Below are 24,985 nucleotides of genomic sequence, written 5' to 3'. Positions count from 1 at the left end.
CCATGAGCGACGATCCGTTCGAGGCCATCAAGGTCACCTTCTTCCAGGAGTGCAGCGAACTGCTGGGCGATCTGGAAGCCAATCTGCTGGCGCTCGAAACCGGCGAGGCGGACGGGGAGACGATCAACGCCGTCTTCCGCGCCGTCCACTCGGTCAAGGGCGGGGCGGGGGCCTTCGGCCTCGACGATCTGGTGCGTTTCGCCCATGTCTTCGAGACCCTGATGGACGAGCTGCGCTCGGGCCGTAAGGCCTGCGACGACGTCACGGTGAAGACCCTGCTGCGCGCCTCCGACGTCTTGGCCGACCACATCGGGGCGGCGCAAGGCACGGCTGCGCCGGTGGACGCCGCGCGCTCGGCCGGTCTGGTGGCCGAACTGGAGGTCCTGACCCACGGCTCCGCTGTCTCGGCCGCCGCGCCGGTCGCGGCCGCCGCCGACGAAGACGATTTCGGCTTCACGCCCCTGACCCTCGATCTGGCCGATTTCGGCGCGCCGGCCGAGTTGCCGTCGCTGGACCTGCCCCCGCTCGATCTTCCGCCCCTGGCGCCGCTCCCGACGGCGTCGGCGGGTTGGCGCATCGTCTTCCGCCCGCATCCGCGCCTCTACGCCAGCGCCAACGACGTCAGTCTGCTGCTGCGCGAGCTGGCGCGGCTGGGCTCGACCTCGGTGCAGCTGGACGACAGCGGCCTGCCGTCGCTCGACGCGCTGGACGCCGAGGACGCCCATCTGATCTGGACCATCGACCTGACGGGCGACGTGGCCGAGGCCGACGTGCGCGACGTTTTCGACTTCGTCGAGATGGACTGCGACCTGAGCATCACCGCTCTGGCGGACGAGGCCGCGCCGCTCGCCTCGCTGCCGGAGTTGCCCGTTCTGGACCTCGCGCCCGCCGAACCCGAGTTCGACTTCGCCGCTCTTCTGGCCCAGGCGACCGCCCCGGTGGTCGAGGCCGCGCCCGTCCCGGCCCCCGCTCCGGTCGCCACCGCGCCCAAGCCGGTCGCGCCCGCCGCTCCGGCGCCTGCCGCGGCCCCGACCGCCCCGGCGGCCGCTGCGCCGGTGACCATCCGCGTCGATCTGGATCGGGTGGACCGCTTGATTAACGTCGTCGGCGAACTGGTCATCCAGCAGGCCATGCTGGCCCAGCGGGTGACGGAGAGCGGCCTGGCCCGCTCGTCCGACATTGCCCTGGGCCTGGAAGACCTGGAGCTGTTGACGCGCGAGATCCAGGACAGCGTCATGGCCATCCGCGCCCAGCCGGTGAAGTCGGTGTTCCAGCGGATGCCGCGTCTGGTGCGTGAAGTCGCCGAAATGACCGGCAAGCGCGTCCGCCTGGTCACGGCTGGCGAGGACACCGAGGTCGACAAGACCGTGGTCGAACGCCTGGCCGAGCCCATCACTCACATGCTGCGCAACGCCATCGACCACGGCCTGGAAAGCCCGGAGGAGCGCGAGGCGGCGGGCAAGCCCGCCGAGGGGACCGTCCGTCTGGCCGCCCTGCACCGCTCGGGCCGGATCGTCATCGAGATCGCCGACGACGGCAAGGGCATCAACCGCCCCCGCGTGCGCGGCATCGCCGTTGATCGCGGCCTGATCGCCGAGGACGCGGTCCTGACCGACGACGAGGTCGACAATCTGATCTTCTTGCCGGGCTTCTCGACGGCTGAGACCGTCACCGACGTCTCGGGCCGGGGCGTGGGCATGGACGTGGTGCGTCGCTCCATCCAGGCGCTGGGCGGTCGGATCTCGATCAGCTCGGTTCCGGGCAAGGGCTCGACCTTCACCCTCAGCCTGCCGCTGACCCTGGCGGTGCTGGACGGGATGGTGGTCAGCGCCGCCGAACAGACCCTGGTCGCCCCCCTGTCGGCCATCGTCGAAAGCCTGACCCCGCGCGTCGAGGACATTCACCACGTCGGCGGCCATGACGCGGTGATCCAGTTCCGCGAGGAATTCGTGCCCCTGGTGGACGTGGCCCTCGTCATGGGCTTCCGCGACGAGGCCACGGCCCTGATGGGCGGGGTGGTCATGATCGTGGAGACCGAGAGCGGCCAGCGCGCCGCCCTGCTGGTCGACGGCATCAACGGCCAGCGCCAGGTGGTGATCAAGAGCCTGGAGACCAACTACCGCCACGTCGACGGCGTCTCCGCCGCGACCATTCTGGGCGACGGCCGCGTCGCCCTGATCCTCGATATCGACGCCCTGGTCACCGCCGGGCGCCGCAAACCCAATCGTCCTGAACTGAAGATGGCGAGCTGAGCATGACCGAAGTCACTTCCAACGTCGCCGGCGCCGACCGCGAACTGATCGCCTTCCGCATCGGCGAGCAGGAGTTCTGCGTCGACATCATGAGCGTGCGCGAGATCCGCGGCTGGACCCCGGCGACGCCGCTGCCGCGCTCGCCTTCCTATATGAAGGGCGTCATCAACCTGCGCGGCATCGTCCTGCCGATCATCGACCTGGGCGATCGCTTCGGCCTGAAGACCGCCGAGCCGACCGCGCGCCACGTCATCATGGTGGCCCATATCGGTTCGCGCATGGTCGGCCTGCTGGTCGATGCGGTGTCGGACATCGTGCAGCTGACGGACTCGACCATCCAGCCGACGCCCGACGTCGCCAGCGATCATGTGAAGACCTTCGTGAAGGGCATCTTCGCCGTCGAGGGCGGCCGCATGATCAGCCTGATCGACCTCGACCACGTCCTGCCGGCCGAAAGCGAAGCCGAAGCCGCATGACGACCGCCGCCGGGCGCGGATCCCTGGTCGAAGGCGAGTTCGTCTTCACCGCCGAGGATTTCCGCCACATCGCCGAGACCCTGCACGCCCACGCCGGCATCGCCCTGAGCGAGGGCAAGGCCGCCCTGGTCTATTCGCGCCTGGCCAAGCGCCTGCGCGTCCTGGGGCTGCGCAGCTTCCGCGACTACTGCGCCCTGATCGAGGGCGTGGAAGGCGTGGACGAGCGTCAGGCCATGACCGCGGCCCTGACCACCAACGTCACCCGCTTCTATCGCGAGCCGCACCATTTCGATCACCTGCGCGATCAGGTCATGCCGGAACTGGCGGCGCGCGCGCGCGCGGGCGGCCGGGTGCGGCTGTGGTCGGCGGCCTGTTCCAACGGACAGGAGCCCTATTCCATGGCCCTAACCGTGCTGGACGTCCTGCCGGAAGCCGCTGATCTGGACGTGCGCATCCTGGCCACCGACATCGACCCCAACATGGTCGCCGAGGGCGCGGCGGGCGTCTATTCCGACGAACTGCTGTCGCCGGTTCCGTCTTCGGGCCGCAAGCGTTTCACCCCGGTTTCGGGCAGCCCCGGACAGTTCAGCGCCGACGCGACCCTGCGCCGTCTGGTCGCCTTCCGCGAGCTGAACCTGATCGGCGCCTGGCCGATGAAGGGCAATTTCGACGTCATCTTCTGCCGCAACGTCGTCATCTATTTCGATGACGCCACCCAGGAACGGGTGTGGAGCCGCTTCACCCCGACGATGGCGCCCGGCGCCACCCTCTACATCGGCCACTCGGAGCGGGTGACCGGCCCGGCGTCGGCCCAGCTGCAGACCTGCGGCCTGACGGCTTACCGCCTCCAGTCCGGCCATTCGGGAGGCCGGGCATGAGCGCGCTCGTCAAAGTTCTGATCGTCGATGACAGCGCCACCATGCGCAGCCTGATCAGCGCCGTCCTGCGCCGCGACCCCGAGATCTCGGTCGTCGGCACGGCGGCCGATCCGCTGGAAGCACGGGCCAGGATCAAGGAGCTGAACCCCGACGTCATCACCCTGGACGTCGAGATGCCCAATATGAACGGGCTGGAATTCCTCGAGAAGATCATGCGGCTGCGGCCCATGCCCGTGGTCATGGTCTCCACCCTGACCCAGGCGGGGACCGACGTCACCCTGGCCGCGCTGGAGATCGGCGCCGTGGACGCCGTGGCCAAGCCCGCGCCCGGCGTCTCGGCCCAGGAAGCCTTCGGCGACCTGGCCGAGAAGGTGAAGATCGCCGCCCGTTCGCGCGTCCGGCCGCTGGAAACGCGTGAGGCTCGGGCGGTGGACGGGACCTATCGCGCCGATCCGAACCATATCCTCGCCATCGGCGCTTCGACCGGCGGGGTCGAGGCCCTGCTGAACATCCTGTCGGCCTTCCCGGCCAACTGCCCGGCGACGGTGGTGACCCAGCACATGCCCGCCACCTTCACCAAGAGCTTCGCCGCCCGTCTGGACAAGGCGTCCGGCGCGACCGTCACTCAAGCCGTGGACGGCGCGCCGCTGATCCCGGGCCAGGTCTATATCGCCCCCGGCGGCGAGACCCATCTGGAGGTGTCGGGCGGCCGCTGTCGCCTGGTCGCCTCCGATCCGGTCAACGGCCACCGCCCCTCGGTGGACGTCCTGTTCGACTCGGTCGCTCGCCAGGGTCGTCCCATGACCGGCGTCATCCTGACCGGCATGGGCAAGGACGGGGCCAAGGGCCTGCTGACCATGCGTCAGGCCGGCGCCCGCACCCTGGGTCAGGACGAGTCCTCCTGCGTCGTCTACGGCATGCCGCGCGCCGCCTTCGAACTGGGCGCCGTCGAGCGCCAGCTGTCTCTGCCCCGTCTCGCCCCCGCCATTCTTGACCTGTGCGCCGCCGCTGCGCCCGCCTCAAAGCCTGTTGCGTAAGGACTGCCTATGCCCGCCGCTTCCGCCCTCAATGTTCTGGTCGTCGACGATCAGCTGACCATGCGGTCCCTGATCCGCAACAGCCTGCAGCAGATCGGCGTCCGCGAGATCAGCGAAGCCGCCGATGGCGAGCTTGGCCTGCGCGCCGCCATCACCAAGCCGGTCCACCTGATCATCTCCGACTTCAACATGCCCAACCTGGACGGCCTGGGCCTGCTGCGCGCCATCCGCGCTCACCCGCCGACATCCAAGACCGCCTTCATCATGCTGACTGGCCGCGCCGACCGCGAACTGGTGCAGCGCGCGGTCCAGTTCGGCGTGAACAACTATGTGGTGAAGCCCTTCACCACCGCCCAGCTGAAAGAGAAGCTGGAAGCGGTCTTCGGCCCGCTGACGTGATCGGCGCGGGCGACCAGCAGCCGGTCGAGCGGCGCGTGCATGTCGGACAGGGCGATCACCATGTGACGTCCGATGCCTCTGTCGTGCTCTCGACCGTGCTCGGCAGCTGCGTCGCCATGTGCCTGCGCGATCCGGTCGCCGGGGTCGGCGGCATGAACCACTTCCTGCTGCCCGAAGGGGCGGGGGCGGGGACCGACGCGGGGCGCCGCTACGGCGCCTATGCGATGGAGCTGCTGATCAACGACGTGCTCAAGGCCGGCGGTCGTCGCGACCGTCTGGAGGCCAAGCTGTTCGGCGGCGGCCGCATGTTCGACGCGCTCAAGGACGTGGGCGCCTCCAACGCCGATTTCGCCGAGCGTTTTCTGGCCGACGAGGGGATTCCCGTCGTCGGCTCCAGCCTCAGGGGCGCCGGGGGGCGTCGACTGCATTACTGGCCGGTCAGCGGTCGGGCGCTGCAACGCGCGGTCACGGATGCGGTCGCCCCGCGTCCGTCGCCGCCGTCGCCGCCCGTCGACGCCGGTTCGCTGGAGCTTTTCTGATGAGCGATTACGATACCCGAGGCCTGCTGACGGCGGTCTCTGCCGAACTGGCCGACATCCGCGCCGGCATCGACGAGGCCGGCGACCTGGTGTCCGAGCTGCTGATGGATGCGCCGCCCGAGCGGCGTCTGGCCTATCTGACGCGCATGCAGGCCTTCGACGTGCTGAGCCAGAGGGTCGACGCCCTGTCTGGTCTGGCGGCCGCCCTGGCCGCGGACCAGCCGATGGATACGGCCCTGGCCGCCCTGCCGTTGGCCGAGATGGCGGATCGCCTGCGCGAAACCTCGCTGCGGGGCAAACCGATGCGCGCCGCCGAACCCGCCAAGGGTCAGGACGTCAAGACCGGGGCAGGCGGCGACCTGCTGCTGTTCGACTGACATGAGCGCGAACGATCGGGTCAATCTGGAGCAATCGACGGTCCTGCTGATTGACGATAATCCGCAGGCGCTGGGCATGATCAGCTCTGTGTTCCACGGCTTCGGCGTGCGGGAGCAGATCAAGTGCGCCTCGGCCATCAAAGCCGTGGACGTAATCCAGCAGCGTCCCGTCGACCTGATCGTCATCGACTGCGCCGATCCGGCGATGGACAGCTACGCCTTCATCCGCTGGCTGCGGCGCGAGACGCCAGCTCCCTTACGCTTCATCCCGGTGATCCTGCTGACCGGCCACGCCTCCCAGTCCAAGGTGCGCGAGGGCCGCGACTGCGGCGTCAGCTTCGTGATCGCCAAGCCTCTGACCCCGGCGGTGCTGCTCAAGCGCCTGCTGTGGCTGGCGGGCGACGAGCGCGAGTTCGTCGAGAGCGCGACCTACGTCGGACCTGATCGTCGCGTGCGCAATTTCGGCCCGCCGCTGGGCATGCCGGGACGGCGCCGCGGCGACCTGTCGACCCACGTCGGCGCCGCGGTCGAGGCCAATATGGATCAATCCGACATCGACATGCTGATGAAGCCGCAAAGGGTTGCCCTATGACCGAAGCCCGCACCCTGAAGGTCAAGACCACGCTGGCGCGTCAGATGGCACAGCCGGGCGGCCGCACTATCGCCGATGTCGAGCGCCGCGCCAACGAACGGCTGGAGCGTCACCGCGAGGACGTGATGACGACCATCGCCGGAACCATCACCGAACTGGAACTGATCGTCGCCGTCGCCGCCTCGGGAACGGAGCCGCAGGTTTACAAGCTGGCGTCGTCGCTGCTCGATACGGCGGGCTTCTTCGACACCGGGCCGCTGTATGACGCGGGCTACAGCCTCTGCGACGTGGCCGACCGGATGCAGACGAACGACGCCTGGAGCTGGCCGTCGGTACAGGTCCACGTGCAGGCCTTGCGGCTGATCCTGACGAGCGGCTGCCAGGCCGACGCCACCAGCGACGCCCTGCTGATCGGGCTGCGCTCGGTCGCCGCCAAGACGCGGCAGGAGACCTAAATCCTTCTCCCCTTGCGGGAGAAGGTGGACGGCGAAGCCGGACGGATGAGGGGTTGCGCGACGTTAGACGTCGCAGCCTTCATCCTATGTCGAGCGACCCCTCATCCGGCCCTGACGGGCCACCTTCTCCCACAAGGGGAGAAGGGTCAGCCGTATCTCGCGATGCCCAGGTCCGCGGTCTCGATGTCCGGGGTCTTGCCGCTGACGATGTCGGCGATGACCTGGGCCGAGCCGCAGGCCATGGTCCAGCCCAGGGTGCCGTGGCCGGTGTTCAGGAACAGGTTGTCGAACTTGGTCTTGCCGATGACCGGCGTGCCGTCCGGCGTCATGGGGCGCAGGCCGGACCAGTAGCTCGCCGCCTTCAGGTCGCCCGCGCCGGGGAAGAGCGAGCCCACCGAATGCTCCAGCGTATTGCGGCGCTGCGCGGGCAGGACGTTGTTATAGCCCGAGATCTCGGCCATGCCGCCGACGCGGATGCGGTCGCCCAGGCGGGTGATGGCCACCTTGTAGCTCTCGTCCATGATGGTCGAGACGGGGGCGGCGGGCTCGTTCACGATGGGGGCGGTGATCGAATAGCCCTTCACCGGATAGACCGGCAGGGTCATGCCCAGCGGCTTGAGCATCTGCGGCGAATAGGAGCCCAAGGCCAGGACATAGGCGTCGGCGGTGATCACGCCCTTGTCGGTCTGGACGCCGCTGATCCGGCCCTTGTCGGTGGTCAGGGCGGTGATGGCGGTGTCGTAGAGGAAGGTCACGCCCTCAGCGGCGGCCACATCCCCCAGCGCATTGGTGAATTTGAAGCAGTCGCCGGTCTCGTCCTTGGGCAGGCGCAGGCCGCCGACGAACAGATCGCGCGTGGCCTTCAGCCCCGGCTCGGCGGCGATGCAGCCGTCCTGATCCAGCACCTCGAACGGCACCCCGCCCTCGCGCAGGACCTCGGTGTCCTTGTAGATGCCGTCCAACTGCTTCTGGGTGCGGAACAGTTGCAGCGTGCCTTGGGTGCGGTGATCGTAGTCCAGACCCAGCTCGACGTTCAGGGCGGTCTGAACCTCCTGGCTATAGTCCGCCAGACGCACCATCCGCGCCTTGTTCAGCGCATAGCGGGTCGAGGTGCAGTTCCTCAGCAGGGCCAGCAGCCAGCGCACGGTGGCGACGTTCATATGGGGCTGCAGGATCAGCGGGGCGTGGCGCATGAACAGCCACTTGACCGCCTTGGCCGGGATGCCCGGCGCGGCCCAGGGCGAGGAATAGCCGGGCGAAATCTCGCCGGCGTTGGCGAAGCTGGTCTCCAGCGCCGGGCCGCTCTGGCGGTCGATCACCGTGACCTCGTGGCCCGCCTTGGCCAGATAGTGAGCCGTTGTCACCCCGATGACGCCGGCGCCCAGGACTGCGATCTTCATTGGTCTCGACCTTACGAATTCCCCGCGCCCGTTCCCTAGACCAGTTTTTGCGTTTGTCGAGCGGTTGCGGGATGTGTTCGCTGCAACATGGCGCAAGCTCCCGCTCATCCCGCCGGGATGAGCGGTGAAGGGGAAACCAGGGTGATTCAGGTGGTCGCCCGGCGCAGCAGCACGCCGCCCAGCGGGGGCAGGTTTCCGGCCTTGCCCATATTCACCGCGTCGATCACGGCGTAGCCCTCGGGCGCCGCCCACGCGTGCGCTTCATGACCCAGATTGAACACCGCCAGCAGTCGTTCGTCGCCGCCGTCGCGGCTGAAGACCAGCAGAGGTTCGGTCGCCTGCATGGTCATGTCGCCCAGCCTGAGCGCCGGATGGGCGCGGCGCAGGGCCAGGAGGCGGCGTGTGGCGTGCAGCATGGATTTCGCGTTGGCCTCCTGCGTCTCCACCGCCAAGGCTGGGTGGCGGGCGTCGATCGGCAACCAGGGCTCGACGGTCGAGAAGCCGGCGAAGGGCGCATCCGCCTTCCACGGCATCGGCGTGCGGGCGCCGTCGCGGGCCAGGGTCTGGGGCCAGTTGGCGATGGCCTCGGGGTCGACCAGCCGCTCGAACGGCACCTGGCCTTGCGGCAAGCCCAACTCCTCGCCGTAATAGACGAAGACATTGCCGCGCAAGGACACCAGCAGCAGCATCAGCATTTCCGCCAGGGCCCGCTCGTCACGGCCCTCGGCCCAGCGCGAGACGGCGCGCGGCGCGTCGTGGTTGGAGAAGGTCCAGGACGGCCAGCCCTCTCCGGGCGCACCCGGCCACATGGCGGCGCCCGTCTTCACCCGGTCGGCCGTCAGCTTGTCGGCGTAGAGGTAGAGGAAGCCGTAGGCGCTGTTCAGATGGCGGTCGCCGGCGGTGTAGGCCTTCATTTCGCGCGCCGCGTGGTCGCCGCCGACCTCGGCCACGGTGAAGCGGTCGCCGGGGTAGGCGTCCGTCAGCGCCCGCACCCGCGTCAGGAAGGCGAGGATGTCGGGGTGCGACTGGTTGTAGAGCTTGTCCTGAAAGTCGAACGGACGGGTGCGCTTGCCGCCGGGCGGCAGGGGCGGATTGTCCCGCAGCGACGGGTCGTTGATCATGAAGTTGACGGCGTCGAGGCGGAAGCCGTCGACCCCGCGATCCAGCCAGAACCGACCGATGGCCAGCAACGCCTCCTGCACCGCCGGGTTGCGGCCGTTCAACTGCGGCTGCTCGGGCAGGAAGTTGTGCTGGTAATACTGGCCGCGTCGCGCGTCCCAGGTCCAGCCCGGCCCGCCGAAGACCGACTGCCAGTTGTTCGGCGGCGAACCGTCGGCCTTGGCGTCGGCCCAGACGTACCAGTCGGCGTAGGGGTTGGTCCGGTCCTGTCGGCTGGCCTTGAACCAGGCGTGCTGGTCCGAGGTGTGCGACCAGACCTGATCGACGATGATCTTCAACCCCAGGCCGTGGGCCTTTTCCACCAGGCGGTCGAAGTCGGCCAAGGTCCCGAACACCGGATCGACGTCGCAGTAGTCGGCCACGTCATAGCCGAAGTCCTTCATCGGCGAGGGGTAGAAGGGCGAGATCCACACCGCGTCCACGCCCAGCGAGGCGACGTGGTTCAGATGGGCGATGATCCCGTTGAGGTCGCCGATCCCGTCGCCGGTCGTGTCGGCGAAGCTGCGCGGATAGATCTGATAGATCACCGCCCCGCGCCACCATTTCCGATGCGGTTCAGAACCGGACGAAGGGGCGGGGCTCATGATCATCGTCAGGACGAGCGCGTCGGGTCGGTCAGCGGCTCGCCGTAGTCGCGGTCGCCGTGCAGATTGGCCGCCAGCGGCGCCGTGGTCCGCTCGATCATGCGGTGGACGAGCGGCTTGGCCGGGCCCTGATGCAGTGCGCCGAGACGCTCGGAGATGCCGGCGTCGGCCTGGGTGATGCGCAGGTTGTGGCGCACATAGTCCAGCCAGGTCGGGGTCTGGTATTTCTCGACCCAGACCTCGGGTTCGGCCAGGTCGCGCATCAGCCGCCACTGGCGCGCCCCGTCGCGGCGGCGGATGCGGCGGCGTTCGTCCATCACGGCCAGGAAGGCGTCGATGTCCTCCTCGCGGATGCGATAGGCGATGGTGACCACAACCGGGCCGCTGCGCGGTTCAATGGGCAGTTCGGTCGCCGGCTCGGTCCATCGCCGGAGCAGGTCCATGTTCAGATTGGCAGTCGAGGGCAGGGGCACCCGCAGGCCGATCAGGACGCACAGCACCAGCACCCCCGCCGACAGGCCCAGCGCCATGTCCAGGCCCTGCGTCTGGGCCAGCGCCCCCCACAGCCAACTGCCCCCCGCCATGCCGCCGAAGGCCGCCATCTGATACAGCGCCAGCGCCCGCGCCACGACCCAGCGCGGCACCGACATCTGCACCGTGACGTTGAAGGTCGACAGCACCAGCACCCAGCCTGCGCCCGCGATCATCAGGGCCGGCAGGGTCAGGGCCAGCCAGGGGCTGAAACCGACGACGGCGGCGGCGGCGGCGAAGGCCAGGGTGGCGACGCGGACCACGGTTTCGCTCTCGTAGCTGGCCCTCAGCTTGCCGATGAACAGAGCGCCGCCCACCGCGCCGACGCCGAAGGCGCCCAGCAGCAGGCCGAAGGCCAGAGGCCCGCCGCCGCCCTCGCGCGCCACCAGCGGCATCAGGGCCTGAACCGCGCTGGCGCCGACGCCGAACACCACGGCGCGCAGCAGGACCGCCGTCACGTGCGGCGACAGGAAGGCGTAGCGAACTCCGCCGCCCATGGCCGCCAGCAGGCCTTCGCGCGGCAGGGTCTGTTTCGGCCGATCGGGCTTCCACCGGAACAGGACGATCAGCAGGCCGACATAGCTGCAGGCGTTGACCGCAAAGGCCGCCGCCGCGCCGGCCGCCGCCACGATCAGGCCGCCGATGGCCGGGCCGACGCTGCGGGCCATGTTGAAGCCCATGGAGTTCAGGGTCACGGCCCCGGCCAGGTCCTGGCGCGGGACCATGTCGCCGACCGACGCCTGCCAGGCCGGGCCGTTGAAGGCGACGCCGCAGCCGATCAGGAAGGTGAAGGTCAGCAGCACCCAGGGCGTGATCAGCCCCATCCAGGTCATGATCGACAGGCCCGTCGAGACCAGCAGCATGAAGGTCTGGGCCGCCAGCATGATGCGGCGACGGTCCACCGTGTCGGCCAGGGCCCCCGCCGCCAGCGACAGCAGCATGATAGGCAGGGTCACCGAGGCCTGGACCAGGGCCACCATCTGGGCCGAGGCGATGGAGGACATCATCCAGGCGGCGCCGACCGACTGGATCAGGCCGCCGAAATTGGTCACCAGGCTGGTGACCCAGACGGCGCGGAAGACCGGATGGTTCAGCGGGGCCAGGGCTCCGGCGCGGAGGCGCGGGGAGATGTCTGGGCTGGTCATGACGCGGACCGGCTGAGGCTGAACATGAAGATGGCGGCGCCCGAACGGTGACTGCGGAACGAAGCGCTACTGCACCCCTTTGCCGCCGGCTTGGCAAGCCAACGCCCCGACTTTCGGTCGGTTCATCATGACTTTGCCGAAAAGGCCGACGATGACGCGCCCGACCGCAGCCCCTATAGAGGCCGCTACCCCTTCGTCGCCTTCGCCGGAATCCCTTCCTTGACGTCTGAAACCGCCTCGCCCGTCTGCGTCGCCGCCCTCTATCGCTTTGCGCCGATTGCCGATCGCGAGGCGGTGCAGGCGCGGCTGCTGGATCTGTGCGGGGACGAAGTGAGGGGCACCCTGCTGGTGGCGCATGAGGGGCTGAACGGCACCATCGCCGGACCGGACGCGGCGGTTGCGCGCGTGGTGGACGGCGTGCGGGCCATGCCTGGTTTCGACCGGCTGGAACTGAAATACTCGACCGCCGAGGTCATGCCGTTTCACCGCATGAAGGTGCGGCTCAAGGCCGAGATCGTCACCATGGGCGTGACCGGCATCGATCCGGTCGAGGGCGTCGGCGCCTATGTCTCGCCGCAGGACTGGAACGCCCTGATCGCCGATCCGGACACCATCGTGATCGACACCCGCAACGACTACGAGGTAGAGGTCGGCACCTTCGCGGGCGCCATCCAGCCCAACACCCGGACGTTTCGCGAGTTTCCCGATTGGTTCCGCAGCGAGGGCCGCGCCCTGCTGGACCGGCCCAATCCGCCCAAGATCGCCATGTACTGCACCGGCGGCATCCGCTGCGAAAAGGCCACCGCCTTCCTCAAGGCCGAGGGCGTCGAGCAGGTCTTCCATCTGGAAGGCGGCATCCTGAAATACCTCGAGACCATCCCCGAGGCCGAGAGCCTGTGGCGCGGCGACTGCTTCGTCTTCGACGAGCGGGTCGCGGTCGGCCATGGCCTGAAGGAAGGCGACCACAGCCTGTGCCGCGGCTGTCGCATGCCGGTCAGTCCCGAGGCGCGCCTGTCGCCCCTCTATGTCGAGGGCGTCTGCTGCGAGCGGTGCCATGATGAGCGCACCGACGAACAGCGCGAGGGCTACGCCGAGCGCCAGAAGCAGATGGAGATCGCCGCCCGGCTGGGCATCGAACACGTCGGGGCGGGGCCGAAGCGGGCGGAGTCCTGATCTCGTCGCTGCGTCTCCTTCCCTCTCGAGGGGGAAGGGCCTGATGAGGCGTTGTCTGACGGACTGTGTTTAGGTGTCGGTTCTCTGAGACCGGAGCCCGCCGATGTCGTCCTTCCGTCCCGTCGCCCGCCTCGACACCCACGAGGTGACGAACCAGCCGCCGCCGCTGGAGGACGTCAACCTGTTCACCGGCGACCGGGCGCTGGCCGACGCCGTGCGGCGCGCTGGCGGAAGCCAGCACGAGGCCCAGCTGACCGCGCTGGGCGCCCGCTGCGGCTCGGCGGAGGTTATCGACTGGGGCGTTCAGGCCAACCGCGTGCCGCCGGTGCTGGACACCCACGACCGCTATGGCCGCCGCATCGACGAGGTGACGTTTCATCCCGCCTACCATCAGCTGATGACCTTGGGGATGGAGACGGGCCTCGCCTCGGTCGCCTGGGACGGCACGCCGAACGGCCACGTCGCCCACGCCGCCATCCTGTTTCTGACGGGGCAGGCGGATTCCGGGACCAGCTGTCCCATGACCATGACCTATGCCTCGGTCCCGGCCCTGGCGGTCGATCCGGCGGTCGGCACGCCGTGGATCGAGAAGATCAGAGGCGGTCGCTACGATCCCGCCGTCCGTCCCGCGCCCGATAAGGCGGGCGTGACCGTCGGCATGGCCATGACCGAGAAGCAGGGCGGCTCGGACGTGCGCGCCAACACCACCCGCGCCGAGGCGGTCGGCGAGGACGGCTGGTATCGCCTGACGGGCCACAAGTGGTTCTGCTCGGCGCCCATGTCGGACGCCTTCCTGACCCTGGCCTATGCGCCGGGCGGCCTGACCTGTTTCCTGCTGCCGCGCTGGACGCCCGACGGCGAGCGCAACGCGGGCTTCCGCGTCGTGCGGCTGAAGGACAAGCTGGGCGACCGCTCCAACGCCTCGTCTGAGGTCGAGTATCACGGCGCCCTGGCTCAGCGGCTGGGCGAGGAAGGGCGGGGCACAGCCACCATCATCCGCATGGTGCAGCATACGCGGCTGGACTGCGTCGTCGGCTCGGCCCAGCAGATGCGCGGGGCGCTGGCCCAGGCCATCTGGCACGCGCAGCACCGCACCGCCTTCCAGAAGCGGCTGATCGACCAGCCGATGATGGCGGCGGTCCTGGCCGATCTGGCGGTCGAGAGCGAGGCGGCGACGGCGCTGTCGATGCATCTGGCCGGGGTCTTTGACCGGGACGACCCGGTCGGGCGGCTGCTGACGCCCATCGCCAAATACTGGGTCTGCAAGCGCGCGCCGGGCATGATTTACGAAGCGATGGAGAGCCTGGGCGGGGCCGGCTACGTCGAGACCGGGCCGATGCCGCGCCTGTTCCGTCAGTCGCCGTTGAACGCCATCTGGGAAGGGTCGGGCAACGTCATCGCTCTGGACGTCCTGCGGGCCTTCGGACGCGAGCCGGAAGCGGTCGAGGCCCTGCGCGGCTTTCTGGAGGCGGCGCGCGGGCGGGACGGCGTCTATGACCGCTGGCTGGACGCGCTGGACTTCGCCCCGTCGTTCGAGGCGGCGGCTCGCCTGTCGATCGAGCGGCTGGCGCTCGCCGCGCAGGCGGCGGTGCTGTTGTCGAATGAGAGTCCCGTCGCCGACGCCTTCTGCCGTCTGCGGCTGGCGCCGCGCGGCGCGGCCTACGGCGCCTTCGACGCCGTGATCGACGCGCCGGGAATCCTCAAGCGGGCTTCGCCCGCCTGAAACATCAGGCGGCGGCTCGTGGAGGCGAGCCGCCGCCGTTGCTTAGCTCAGGACGATGATCGCCACGCGGCGATTCTGCGCCCGGCCTTCGCGGGTGTCGTTCGGCGCGACCGGCTTGGTCTCGCCATAGGAGATGGTCGCCATGCGGTTCAGGGCGATGCCCTGGCTGCTCAGATAGCGACGGACGGCTTCCGCGCGGGCCTGACCCAGTTGCTGGTTGTGCATTTCGCTGCCAGCCGAGTCGGTGTGGCCCTGGATTTCCAGATAGACGTTGCGGTTCTCGCTCTTGAGACGCTGCACCAGTTCGGACAGGCGCTGTTCGGCTTCCGGCGAGAGGGCGTCGCGGTTGACCGGGAATTTCACCGAGTCGTCCGACAGCACCACCTCATAGAGGAACTTGCCTTCGGCCAGCTTGTGCGCGGCGTTGGCCCGCGCCAAGGCTTCACCGGCGGTTCCTTCGACCTGCGTCAGGTGCGCGTCGACCTGGGTGACGCGCTCGTCCACCACGGCAACGTTGTCGCGCACGAAACGATGGCTCGCACACCCGCTTGCGGCCAAGCCTGCCAGCACCACCACTGCACTGGCCGCGACCGCTTTAGATGTAAGTTTGATCAAGTTGAGTCTCCTTCGTGCCGGGGCGCTACTCCGGGGATTGCGCGATGCAGCGCCCGCAGGGATGCAGGGAACGGCGCTGCAAAGACGCGCCACAACCGACAAGGTTTCAGCTTAACCATAGAAAAATATGAGAAATCACTGGTTTTAATCAGTTTGGCGTATTCAAGGCGCGGCGCCATGATGCTGACGCGGGGCGATGATTTCGAACGATCCGCCTCTCTATCCTGAGGTCGACGCGTTGGGATATTCATGTTCCTTGACCAGATCTTGAATGGGGCGCTCCCGATGGAGCCGGCTGCTTGAGCGGCCAGGGGCCTAAGGAGGGGCGAAAGACGCGGCGGCGGGCGCTGACCGCGATCGCCAGCGTCGCCGCGCATCTGCTGGTGCTGGCCGCCATCCTGCTGGCGCCGACCAGGACCCCGGTCTATGCGCCCGAGGCCGAACCGATCGAGGTGACCCTGGTCGAGCCGCCGCCGCCGTCGCCGACGCCCGCGCCCGATGAAGGGGGCGGCGGTTCGCCGGCCCCGGCGCCGACGCCTGCCCCAGCGCCGACCCCGTCTCCGGCCAAGACGCCCGCCAAGGCCGAACGCGCCGCGCCGACGCGGCCTTCGCCCCGGCCCAGCCGCCCGGCGCCCCCGTCGCCCAAGGTCGCGCCCGTGCCGATCACCGCGCCCGCGCCCAGCGTCTCCTACGTCTTCATGGGCGACGCCGCCCTGGCCGGCGCCCTGACGGCGGGCGGCGGGGCGGGGGCCGGCGCGGGTTCGGGAACGGGCAGCGGGACCGGCGCCGGCAGCGGATCGGGCAGCGGTTCGGGTTCAGGCTCGGGCTCGGGCGGGTCCTGCGACATGGTCCGGCGTCTGCAGGACGCCTTGCGCAACGCGCCGGGCGTGAGCGCCGCCCTGACCGAGGCCTATCGCACCTCGGGCGCCAACGGGCGGGCCATTCTGATCTGGAACGGCGACTGGGTGCTGAGCCCGGGCCAGGAGGGCAAGGGGCTGGCGGGGGTGCGTCAGGCCGTGGCCGTCACGGTCGGCTTCTCGCCGCGCGCCTGCAAGACCGAGACGGTGCACGGCTATGTCGTGCTGACGCTCGGTGACGGCCCCGGCGCGGCGCGTCTGGCCCTGGGGACCGGTCAGTGGCGCTGGGCCGATCTGCTGTCGCTGAACTAGGCTCGGTCGAGGATCAGCTGAGGCCCAGCGGGCCGTAGAGCCAGGTCAGCCAGATGCCGATCGCTAGAAACACCCCGAACGGCAGGCGGTCGGTCGCCGACATCTGACGCCGCACGATCAGCATGGCCAGCACCACGCTGAGGCCGGCAGCGGAGGCCCACAGCAGCACGCTGGGCAGGCCCGTCCAGCCGACCCAGGCGCCGCCCGCGCCCATCAGGAAGGGATCGCCGCCGCCCAGGCCCTCGCGCCCGCGCACGCGACGATAGAGGAAGGCCAGAAGCCACAGCGCGCCGAAGCCGACCGCCGCCCCGATCAGCGGCGGGATCAGGGCTGAAGGCAGGGCGGCGGGCAGGCCTGCCGGATGCAGCAGCACCGCCGCCACCAGGCCGCTGACGAACAGCGGCAGGGTCAGCTGGTCGGGCAGCCAGAAATGCTCGGCGTCGACCAGGGCCAGGATCAGCAGGTTCCATCCCAGCACCCCGGTCATCAGGGCGGTGGCGAAGTCGGCGGAGTGCAGCCCGGCCCAGACCCCGATCAGGCCCGACCCCAGCTCGATCAGCGGATAGCGGATAGGGATGGTCGAGCCGCAATCGGCGCAGCGTCCTCGCGACAGGGCCCAGCTGAGCACCGGGATCATCCGCCACGGCTTCAGCGTCCGGCCGCAGCCGCCGCAGCGCGAGCGGTCGAACACCACGTCCTCGCCGCGCGGCAGGCGCAGGCTGAGCAGACCCAGGAAGCTGCCGACGATCAGGCCGACGCCGCCCAGGAAGGCTGCGAATATCATCATCTGGCGCCTCCCCGATCCATGGCCGCTCTCTGCACTAGCGGGCGCGGGCGGTTTGGGGGAGGCGGAATCGGCGCTGCGCATCGACGAGGCATGAATTGCCGACCGTGCCGGGACGGTTTTTCACGTAAGCGCCGCCACAGCTTCACGGAACGGCGCCTGAACCGTCGCGGTTCGGCGGCGGCCCTGTCACATCCAGCTTCTAGGGAAGGGACCGGGCAGGCGGGCGCCGATCATCCAGTCTCGGACAATCCGTCCGGACGTCCTCCTGCATGTCTCATTTGCTCAGACACGGTGGAGAACGATGACCGCTCTCAAGACGAAAACCCTGCTCGCGGTCGCCGCCAGCGCCCTGGCCCTCGCCGCCTGCGGCGGAGACGGCACCTCTGAACTTCAAAACCCCGGCAACACCGGCGGCAACCCGGGAACGGGCGGCGGCGGCGGCGGCAACGGCGGCGGCGGAAGCGGCTCGACCGGCGCCTGCCCGGCCCACCCCAACGTGACCAAGGTCACCGTCGGCACCGAAGAGCACTGCCGCATCTCGGGCGAGATCCTGACCAATCTGACCCTGACGGCCGGCCCGGCCTATCAGCTGAACGGCACGGTCAAGGTCGGCAAGGACGTCGGCTTCGACGGCCAGAAGGCCGGCGGCGTCACCGCCGTCCTGTCGATCGATCCGGGCGTCAAGATCTACGCCGGCACCCGCACCTCGCAGCTGGCCATCCAGCGCGGCTCGCGCATCAACGCCCAGGGCACCGCGGCCCAGCCGATCGTCCTGACCAGCGCCGACGCCCTGGGCTACGCCACCACCCTGGGTCTGGCCAACGCCCGTTCGCCGCTCGCCGCCGGCGTCCGCGACGACCCCTATTCGGGCGAGTGGGGCGGCCTGTCGCTGCTGGGCCGCGGCGTGATCAACAACTGTCCGGCCGCGCCGGCCGTGTGTGAAGCCGAAGCCGAAGGCGGCTCGGGCCTGTACGGCGGCAACGTGCCGAACGACACCTCGGGCACGCTGAAGTACGTTCGCGTCGAGTATGCCGGCGTGCGCTTCACCGAGACCAACGAACTGAACGCCATCGCCTTCTGGGGCGTCGGCTCGGGCACGACCGTCGACTATATCCAGGCTCACAACGGCGGCGACGACACGGTCGAGTTCTTCGGCGGTTCGGTCAACGTCAAGCACCTGGTGCTGACGGGCGCCGACGACGACAGCTTCGACTGGACCTTCGGCTGGAACGGCAAGGCCCAGCATATCGTCATCGCCCAGAACCCGCTGCAGCCGGCTGGCGACGCGGGCTATGAGGCCGACAACAACGAGCTGGCCTTCGACATCCTGCCGCGCTCGGCCCCGACCATCGCCAACGCGACCCTGGTCGGCAACACCACCGTGGGCGCCGGTCTGCGCCTGCGTCGCGGCACCGCGGGCAAGCTGTACAACCACGTCGTGGCCAACCGCTTCGTCCACGGTCTGCGCATCGACGACGCCCCGACCTACGCCCAGGCGGACGCCGGCGCCCTGTCGCTGCGCTCCTTCTACATCTCGACGGCCACGCCGTTCCACAGCGCCACGGCCCAGGCCGTCTTCGCCAAGGACGCCAACAGCCGCACGGGAACCTCGACCCTGTCGTCCTACACCTCGGGCGGCCGCGCCTACATCAACGGCGTCAACGAGAACGGCGTGGTCGCGGTCGATCCGCGCACGATCGACGGCTTCTTCGATGCGGCCCCCTACGTCGGCGCCGTCCGCGACTCCGCGTCCAACTGGACGCTGAACTGGACCCGCTGGCTGAACGACTAAGGGTCGGTTCGATCCTGAAACGGCGGACGGCTGACCAGCCGTCCGCCGTCTCGCCTTTCCTCCTTCTTTCCGGCGCTCGCACCGAAGGACCTTCTTGAGATGACGCCCACCCGCACGTTCGGCCTCGCCGGCCTGCTCGCCAGCACCATTCTGACCGCGCCCGCCCTGGCCTGGGCCCATGACGGCGTCGCTTCGACGGCCCCGGAGGCAGCGCCTGAGCCCTCGCTCTCGGAGCCCGCGGCTGATCCCGACGCCGTCTCGGCGGTCGCGGACATCGTCGTGCGCGGCCGCTTCGTGCCGGACGTGAAGCGCGAGACCTCGGCGGTCGCCAACATCCTGACCGAGGAAGACATCAAGCGCTCGGGCGACTCGGAAATCGGCGAAGCCCTGGCCCGCGTCACCGGCCTGTCCATCGTCGGCGACGGCTATGTCTATGTGCGCGGCCTCGGCGACCGTTATTCGAGCATCATCCTGGACGGCTCGACCCTGCCCAGTCCCGAGCCGCTGAAGCGGGTGGTGCCGCTGGACCTGTTCCCGACCTCTCTGGTGTCCAGCGCCCAGATCCAGAAGACCTATTCGGCCCAGTATCCGGGCGAGTTCGGCGGTGGTCTGATCGCCCTGTCGACGCGCGCCATCCCCAACGAACGCTTCCTGTCCTTCGGCGCCTCGATCGCCGCCGAGACGGAAACGACCGGCAAGGAAGGCCTCTACTGGGATGCGGGCGGCAAGCTGTCGAACATCGGCATCGCCGACAACAGCCTGAACCTGCCCGGCTTCATCAAGATCGACCCCTCGCTGAAGTCCTTCGCCAACAACCCGGCCATGCTGCAGGCGGCGGGTCGGTCGCTGCGCAACATCTGGTCGATCGACGGCGACAAGAACCTGCCGGACTTCGGCTTCAACCTGTCGGGCGCCGAAATCGTCGACCTGTCGAACGGCGTGCGCCTGGGCGGCTTCGTCGCCCTCGACTACGGCTATCAGGTCCGCAACCGCGAGGGCGTGCGCAACTCGTTCGAGGTCAACGGCGGCGTCAACGATCAGATCAGCCCCGAGGCCTGCGCCGGCGCCGGCGGCCTGTCGAACGCGACCGGCTGCGGCTTCCACCGCACGGAACAGGAATACGCCCTGAACGCCCTGGGCGCCTTCGGCATCGAGTTCAATGAGAACCATGAGCTGAAGCTGACCACCCTGCTGCTGCGCAAGACGCGCCAGCAGGCCCTGATCGAACGCGGCCTGTTCTCGGCCGACCCCGGCCTGATCCGCAGTTTCCAGCGGCTCAACTGGATCGAGCAGCAGATGAACTCGAACCAGTTGTCGGGTCGTCACGTCTTCGACCTGCCGATGGCGCTGGACCGGTTGCAGATCGACTGGCGCGCGGCCTATTCGACCGCCTCGCGCGACACGCCCTATCGCCGTGAATACTCCTATCGTCTGGAGCCGGACAACGTCTTCCGCATGACGCCGGGGTCGGATTCCAACCGCACCTTCTTCAGCGCCCTGGAAGACCAGAACATCGAGTTCGGTCTCGACTTCACCCTGAACGGCACGGTCGCCGACCGCGAGATCGTCCTGAAGGCCGGCGGCCTGCATCAGGAGCGCGAGCGTGACTTCGCCAGCCGCCGCTATTCGTTCCAGCCGGCGGCGGGGGTGATCATCACGCCCGAGCTGCGCAGTTATGTGCCGGAAATCATCTTCAGCCCTGACAACATCGGCGGCAACGCGGGCTACACCCTGCGCGACATCACCGATCCGTCGGACTTCTTTGACGCGACGATGGAGATCAACGCGGCCTACGCCTCGGCCGAGGTCGAGCTGATCCCGGACCTGCGCGTCACGGCGGGCGTTCGTTACGAAGATTCCGAGCAGCGGGTGAACAGCTTCATCCCGCTGGGCGAGACCGGCGCGGGCGATCCCATCGCCGCCAACCTGGCCCAGGACTTCTGGCTGCCGACGGCGGCGGCGACCTGGGAGTTCGCCGACAACATGCAGTTGCGCTTCGGCTATTCGAAGACGATCAACCGTCCCGACCTGCGCGAACTGTCGAACGCCCTGTTCCTGGACGACGACTCCAACACCCTGGAGCGCGGCAATCCGAACCTGAAGATCGCCGAGATCCAGAACTACGACCTGCGCTGGGAATGGTATTTCGGCCAGCGCCAGTCGGCCACCATCGGCCTGTTCTACAAGGCCTTCGACAACCCGATCGAGCGCACCTATCAGCCCATCGGCGAAGGCTTTGGCCGCTCGTTCCAGAACGCGCAGGAAGCCACCCTGAAGGGCGTCGAGGCCGAGGTCGACTACACCCTGCCGATGGACGTCTGGGCCCCGAACCTGGGCTGGTTCCACGACAACGAAGTCTTCGTCGTCGCCAACGTCACCTGGTCGGACTCCGAAGTGACCGACGCTTCCTACACCCGCGCCCTGCAGGGTCAGTCGGAATGGCTGGGCAACCTGCAGATCGGCTTCGAGAACACGACCGCCCGCCGCCGAGCCACCCTGCTGGTCAACTATCAGGGCGAGCGGATTTCGGACGCGGGCATCATCACCGGCTCGACCCGTCTGCCGGACGTGGTCGAGACCCCGCCGATCATGCTGGACCTGGTCGCCAGCCAGACCTTCACCGTCGGCGGTCGCGACTATGACCTCGGCGCCAAGGTCGAGAACCTCCTGGGCGAAGAGTATGAGCGCAGCCAGTCGTTCGCCAACGGCGGCACGGGCGTGGTCGAGGGCTACAAGCTGGGTCGGACCATCTCGCTCAGCCTGTCGACGACCTTCTGATCCGCATACGGCGACGTTGTCACAACAACGTCTCGCCGCCGTCATCGCGGCGTGAGGCTCTGACCCCGGCTGCTGCGCTAAGCAGCCGGGGTTCCCGTTTTCGGGGGTGTTCGGAGCATCGGGCGTGATCGCACGGGTTGGGGAATGGGGGCGTCAGGCGCAGGCGGCCATGGCCGCGCGACCGGGGCGGATCCGCGCCGGCGCCGAGATCGCCCTGGTCGCTCTGCTGGCGGTGCAGGCGGGGCGTGTGGCGTGGATTTTCGTTGCGCCTGAGGCTGAACCGGCGGTCGCCGCCCGCGCCGAGGCTGCGCCCGTGGACGCCTCCATCTTCCAGCGTTTCGACGCCTTCTTCCGCACCGGCGACAAGAGCAGCCTGGCCGAGGCGGCGGGCGCCGACAGCGACGCCCTGCGCCTGTTCGGGGTGCGCGCGGGCGGGCCCGACGGCGGCTCGGCCATCATCGGCCTGCCCGACGGTCGTCAGGTCTCGGTCGGCGTGGGCGAGACCATTTCCGAAGGCCTGACCCTGGCCTCGGTCGGTGAGGATTTCGTCACCGTGTCGCGCGGGGGATCGGTCAGCCGACTGGTCTTCACCGAGACGCCCGCGGGCGCGGCGACCCCGCCTCCGCCGCCCACGACCGCCCAGGTCATGACGCCGACCGGCGCGCCAGCCCCGGTATCGGCTGCGGCCCCTGCCGCCGCGCCGACCGGGCCGGTCGTCGATCCGCAAAGGCTGATGGCTCAGGCGTCCCTGCGTCCGCGCATGGAGGGCTTGCGCATCAAAGGCTTCACCCTGGCCGCGCGCGGCGACGGGGCGGCGCTGAGGGCGGCGGGGCTTCAATCCGGCGACGTCATCCTGGCCGTCAACGGGGCCGAACTGAACAGCCTGGAACGCCTGTCCGACCTGGGCGGCGAGCTTTCCGGCAGCAGCGCCGCCGAAATCCGCTTCGAGCGGAACGGCCGCGTGCAGACCACCACCATAAGGACCGGCCCGTGATGCGCCTTCACCGCTCTTTCGCCGCCGTCGCCCTGTCGGCCCTGATCGCCGCGCAGGGGCCCTTGTCGGCCTCGCCGGTCATGGCTCAAGAGGGCGCGCGCCAGACCCTGAACGTCCAGGGCGCCGACATCCGCGCCTTCATTCAGGACGTGGCCCGGACCACGGGCCGCACCTTCATCGTCGACCCCGCCGTGACCGGAAACGTCACCGTCACCAGCCAGCGCGCCTTGACCAAGACTGAGCTGTTCGAGGTCTTCCTCTCCACCCTGCGCGCCAATGGTCTGGTGGTGACGCCGACGTCCTCTGGCGCCTATCGGATCAGCCCGGCCCAGGGCGCGGCGCAGGGACCGTCCACGGTCGGGTCGGAACGCTTCTCGACCCAGGTCTTCCAGCTGCGCAACATCGACGCCGCCTCGGCCGCCGAGACCATCCGGCCGCTGGTCGGCGCACAAGGTCAGGTGCTGGCCAACCCCAGCGGCAACAGCGTCGTGGTCGCCGACTTCGCCGACAACCTGAGCCGCATCCGCAGCCTGATCCAGCGCATTGACGTGGACCGGGCCTCCTTCGACGTGGTGACGCTGGAGAACTCTTCCGCCGCCGAGATCGCGGGCGTCTTGGCCCAGGTTCTGGCCCCGCCCGGCGGCCAGCCGGGGCAGGGCATGGTCTCGGTGACGCCGGTGGCCAGCTCCAACTCCGTCATCCTGCGCGGCGATCCCGCCGCCGTGGCGCGGGTGCGGCCCCTGATCGAGGACCTGGACCGCCGCGCCCGCTCGGCCGATGACGTCAAGGTCGTCTTCCTGCAGCACGCCAACGCCGAGCAGTTGCTGCCCGTGCTGCAACAGATCGTCGGCCAGCCGGTGACGGCGGCCAGCGCGACCGCCGCCCCTGCCGCGCGCGGAGCCGGCGAAGCCGCGCCGCCCCAGGCTGTCTCCGCTCCGGCCGCGCCGGTCGCGGGCCAGAAGGCCAGCATCGCCCGCTTCCCCGGCGCCAACGCCCTGGTCATCTCGGCCTCGTCGGAGACGCAGCGGATGCTGGCCGAGGTCATCCGCCAGCTCGACAGCCGGCGCCAGCAGGTGCTGATCGAGGCCATCGTCGTCGAACTGGGCGACACCGCCGTGCGCGAGCTGGGCGTCCAGTGGCTGCTGGCCGGATCGGACGGCAACCCCGTCGGTCTGACCAACTACTCCGACCGCGCCGCGCCTCTGGTCCCGATCGCGGGCGGGGCGGCGGCGGGCCAGTTGGACAAGGACAACCCCTTGCGCGAGCAACTTCAGAACCTGGCCCTGAACAGCCTGGTCGGCGCCAACGGCTTCATCGGTGGCGGCGGCGGCCGGATCGGCTCGGACGGCCTGTTCGGCTTCATCATCAATGCGGCCAAGTCGGACGAAGGCTCCAACCTGCTGCAGACCCCGTCGCTGATGACGCTGGACAACGAGGAGGCCACCATCCTGGTCGGGCAGGAGGTGCCGATCACGACCGGCGAGACCCTGCTGGACGGCAACTCCAACCCCTTCCGCACGACCCAGCGCCAGGACATCGGCGTCAAGCTGATCGTCAAGCCGCAGATCAACGCCGGCGGCTCCATCACCCTGTTCCTGCGCCAGGAGGTGTCCAGCATCAACGGCGTCCTGACCAAGGGCGCGTCCGATCTGGTGCTGAACAAGCGCGAGCTGGAGACGACCTTGGTCGTGGACGACGGCGAGATCGCGGTCGCCGGCGGCCTGCTGGATCAGAACGATCGCCTGTCGGTCGACAAGGTGCCGGGCCTCGGCGACATCCCCGTAGTCGGCAACCTGTTCAAGTCGACCAGCCGCCAGCGCGGGCGGACCAACCTGATGATCTTCATCCGCCCGACCATCATCCGCACCCCGGGCGACGCCCAGCAACTGAGCGCTGACCGCTGGGGCTATATGCGCGGCGAGCAGATGCGCGCCCAGCCGGGCGTCGAACCCAGCCTGGACGAGATGCTGCGCGACTATATGCGCACCCAAGCCCCGGTCGCGCCCTCGGCGCTGGACAATCCCCGACCGGGCGTGGCGGTGCCGACAGGTGAGGTGACGATCTCGTCGCTTGCGCCCGCCCAGATCACGACCTCCCCGCAGGGCTGAGG

Annotated in this window: 21 protein-coding genes; 16 read left to right on the top strand and 5 right to left on the bottom strand. The window is 69.1% G+C overall.

All coding sequences use genetic code 11. The annotated features are described in order from the left end of the window. Window positions 1-2 precede the first annotated feature (2 nt). The 9 genes from AC1DJ5_RS01285 to AC1DJ5_RS01245 are packed head-to-tail and all read left to right on the top strand — an operon-like array spanning window position 3 to window position 7,005. Window positions 3-2,252, top strand: coding sequence for a chemotaxis protein CheA (locus AC1DJ5_RS01285; RefSeq protein ID WP_477019415.1), 2,250 nt, complete (start codon window positions 3-5; stop codon window positions 2,250-2,252). A gap of 2 nt (window positions 2,253-2,254) precedes the next feature. Continuing rightward, window positions 2,255-2,728, top strand: coding sequence for a chemotaxis protein CheW (locus tag AC1DJ5_RS01280; protein ID WP_441453992.1), 474 nt, complete (start codon window positions 2,255-2,257; stop codon window positions 2,726-2,728). Beyond that, on the top strand, window positions 2,725-3,606 hold the full coding sequence (locus AC1DJ5_RS01275) for a CheR family methyltransferase (protein WP_477019414.1): 882 nt from the start codon (window positions 2,725-2,727) through the stop codon (window positions 3,604-3,606). Before AC1DJ5_RS01280 ends, AC1DJ5_RS01275 begins: the two co-directional genes overlap by 4 nt. Next, the gene (locus tag AC1DJ5_RS01270) at window positions 3,603-4,643 is read left to right on the top strand and encodes a protein-glutamate methylesterase/protein-glutamine glutaminase (RefSeq protein WP_477019413.1); all 1,041 of its coding nucleotides are present in this window, start codon (window positions 3,603-3,605) and stop codon (window positions 4,641-4,643) included. The genes AC1DJ5_RS01275 and AC1DJ5_RS01270 overlap by 4 nt, the downstream gene beginning before the upstream one ends. A gap of 9 nt (window positions 4,644-4,652) precedes the next feature. Continuing rightward, window positions 4,653-5,042 (top strand): response regulator, encoded by a 390-nt coding sequence (locus tag AC1DJ5_RS01265; RefSeq protein ID WP_441453986.1) that lies wholly within the window; start codon window positions 4,653-4,655, stop codon window positions 5,040-5,042. Further along, complete coding sequence (locus tag AC1DJ5_RS01260; RefSeq protein WP_477019412.1) at window positions 5,039-5,581, top strand: chemotaxis protein CheD; 543 nt, start codon at window positions 5,039-5,041, stop codon at window positions 5,579-5,581. The genes AC1DJ5_RS01265 and AC1DJ5_RS01260 overlap by 4 nt, the downstream gene beginning before the upstream one ends. Continuing rightward, entirely contained in the window at window positions 5,581-5,958 is a 378-nt protein-coding gene (locus AC1DJ5_RS01255) for a hypothetical protein (protein WP_441453982.1), read from the top strand. Before AC1DJ5_RS01260 ends, AC1DJ5_RS01255 begins: the two co-directional genes overlap by 1 nt. A 1-nt stretch (window position 5,959) precedes the next feature. After that, complete coding sequence (locus AC1DJ5_RS01250) at window positions 5,960-6,550, top strand: response regulator (RefSeq protein ID WP_477019411.1); 591 nt, start codon at window positions 5,960-5,962, stop codon at window positions 6,548-6,550. After that, window positions 6,547-7,005: a chemotaxis protein CheE gene (locus AC1DJ5_RS01245; protein ID WP_441453979.1), complete on the top strand. Its 459-nt coding sequence runs from the start codon at window positions 6,547-6,549 to the stop codon at window positions 7,003-7,005. The genes AC1DJ5_RS01250 and AC1DJ5_RS01245 overlap by 4 nt, the downstream gene beginning before the upstream one ends. A gap of 146 nt (window positions 7,006-7,151) precedes the next feature. On the opposite strand, the gene AC1DJ5_RS01240 is transcribed toward AC1DJ5_RS01245, so the two are convergent. From AC1DJ5_RS01240 to AC1DJ5_RS01230, 3 genes are all read right to left on the bottom strand, one after another. Next, on the bottom strand, window positions 7,152-8,405 hold the full coding sequence (locus tag AC1DJ5_RS01240) for a D-amino acid dehydrogenase (RefSeq protein WP_477019410.1): 1,254 nt from the start codon (window positions 8,403-8,405) through the stop codon (window positions 7,152-7,154). A gap of 146 nt (window positions 8,406-8,551) precedes the next feature. Then, window positions 8,552-10,174 carry an alpha-amylase family glycosyl hydrolase gene (locus AC1DJ5_RS01235; RefSeq protein ID WP_477019409.1) on the bottom strand — a complete coding sequence of 541 codons (1,623 nt, stop codon included), beginning with the start codon at window positions 10,172-10,174 and terminating at the stop codon, window positions 8,552-8,554. 2 nt (window positions 10,175-10,176) lie between these two features. Then, window positions 10,177-11,844, bottom strand: a complete 1,668-nt coding sequence (locus AC1DJ5_RS01230) for an MFS transporter (RefSeq protein WP_477019408.1) — start codon at window positions 11,842-11,844, stop codon at window positions 10,177-10,179. A 219-nt stretch (window positions 11,845-12,063) separates the two neighbouring features. Between AC1DJ5_RS01230 and trhO the strand changes: the two genes are divergently transcribed. Both trhO and AC1DJ5_RS01220 read left to right on the top strand, forming a co-directional pair. After that, window positions 12,064-13,017 carry an oxygen-dependent tRNA uridine(34) hydroxylase TrhO gene (trhO, locus tag AC1DJ5_RS01225; protein ID WP_441453972.1) on the top strand — a complete coding sequence of 318 codons (954 nt, stop codon included), beginning with the start codon at window positions 12,064-12,066 and terminating at the stop codon, window positions 13,015-13,017. 103 nt (window positions 13,018-13,120) lie between these two features. After that, window positions 13,121-14,740 carry an acyl-CoA dehydrogenase family protein gene (locus tag AC1DJ5_RS01220; RefSeq protein WP_477019407.1) on the top strand — a complete coding sequence of 540 codons (1,620 nt, stop codon included), beginning with the start codon at window positions 13,121-13,123 and terminating at the stop codon, window positions 14,738-14,740. A 42-nt stretch (window positions 14,741-14,782) separates the two neighbouring features. Here AC1DJ5_RS01220 and AC1DJ5_RS01215 read toward each other — a convergent pair whose 3' ends face one another. After that, window positions 14,783-15,355 (bottom strand): OmpA family protein, encoded by a 573-nt coding sequence (locus AC1DJ5_RS01215; RefSeq protein WP_441453969.1) that lies wholly within the window; start codon window positions 15,353-15,355, stop codon window positions 14,783-14,785. A gap of 299 nt (window positions 15,356-15,654) precedes the next feature. Here AC1DJ5_RS01215 and AC1DJ5_RS01210 point away from each other — a divergent pair, with 299 nt between their 5' ends. Then, entirely contained in the window at window positions 15,655-16,524 is an 870-nt protein-coding gene (locus AC1DJ5_RS01210; RefSeq protein ID WP_441453967.1) for a hypothetical protein, read from the top strand. A 13-nt stretch (window positions 16,525-16,537) separates the two neighbouring features. On the opposite strand, the gene AC1DJ5_RS01205 is transcribed toward AC1DJ5_RS01210, so the two are convergent. After that, window positions 16,538-17,311, bottom strand: coding sequence for a prepilin peptidase (locus AC1DJ5_RS01205; protein ID WP_477019406.1), 774 nt, complete (start codon window positions 17,309-17,311; stop codon window positions 16,538-16,540). Window positions 17,312-17,612: 301 nt separating this feature from the next. On the opposite strand from AC1DJ5_RS01205, the gene AC1DJ5_RS01200 reads away from it, so the two are divergent. From AC1DJ5_RS01200 to gspD, 4 genes are all read left to right on the top strand, one after another. After that, window positions 17,613-19,103: a hypothetical protein gene (locus tag AC1DJ5_RS01200; protein ID WP_477019405.1), complete on the top strand. Its 1,491-nt coding sequence runs from the start codon at window positions 17,613-17,615 to the stop codon at window positions 19,101-19,103. A gap of 99 nt (window positions 19,104-19,202) precedes the next feature. After that, window positions 19,203-21,881 (top strand): TonB-dependent receptor domain-containing protein, encoded by a 2,679-nt coding sequence (locus tag AC1DJ5_RS01195; RefSeq protein WP_477019404.1) that lies wholly within the window; start codon window positions 19,203-19,205, stop codon window positions 21,879-21,881. A gap of 124 nt (window positions 21,882-22,005) precedes the next feature. Beyond that, entirely contained in the window at window positions 22,006-22,875 is an 870-nt protein-coding gene (locus AC1DJ5_RS01190) for a type II secretion system protein N (RefSeq protein WP_441453959.1), read from the top strand. Then, window positions 22,875-24,983, top strand: a complete 2,109-nt coding sequence (gspD, locus tag AC1DJ5_RS01185; protein WP_477019403.1) for a type II secretion system secretin GspD — start codon at window positions 22,875-22,877, stop codon at window positions 24,981-24,983. Before AC1DJ5_RS01190 ends, gspD begins: the two co-directional genes overlap by 1 nt. The last annotated feature ends 2 nt before the right edge of the window (window positions 24,984-24,985 follow it).

The organism is Brevundimonas sp. 01N35 (assembly GCF_056399785.1).
This window is presented reverse-complemented; position numbering and strand designations above follow the sequence as displayed.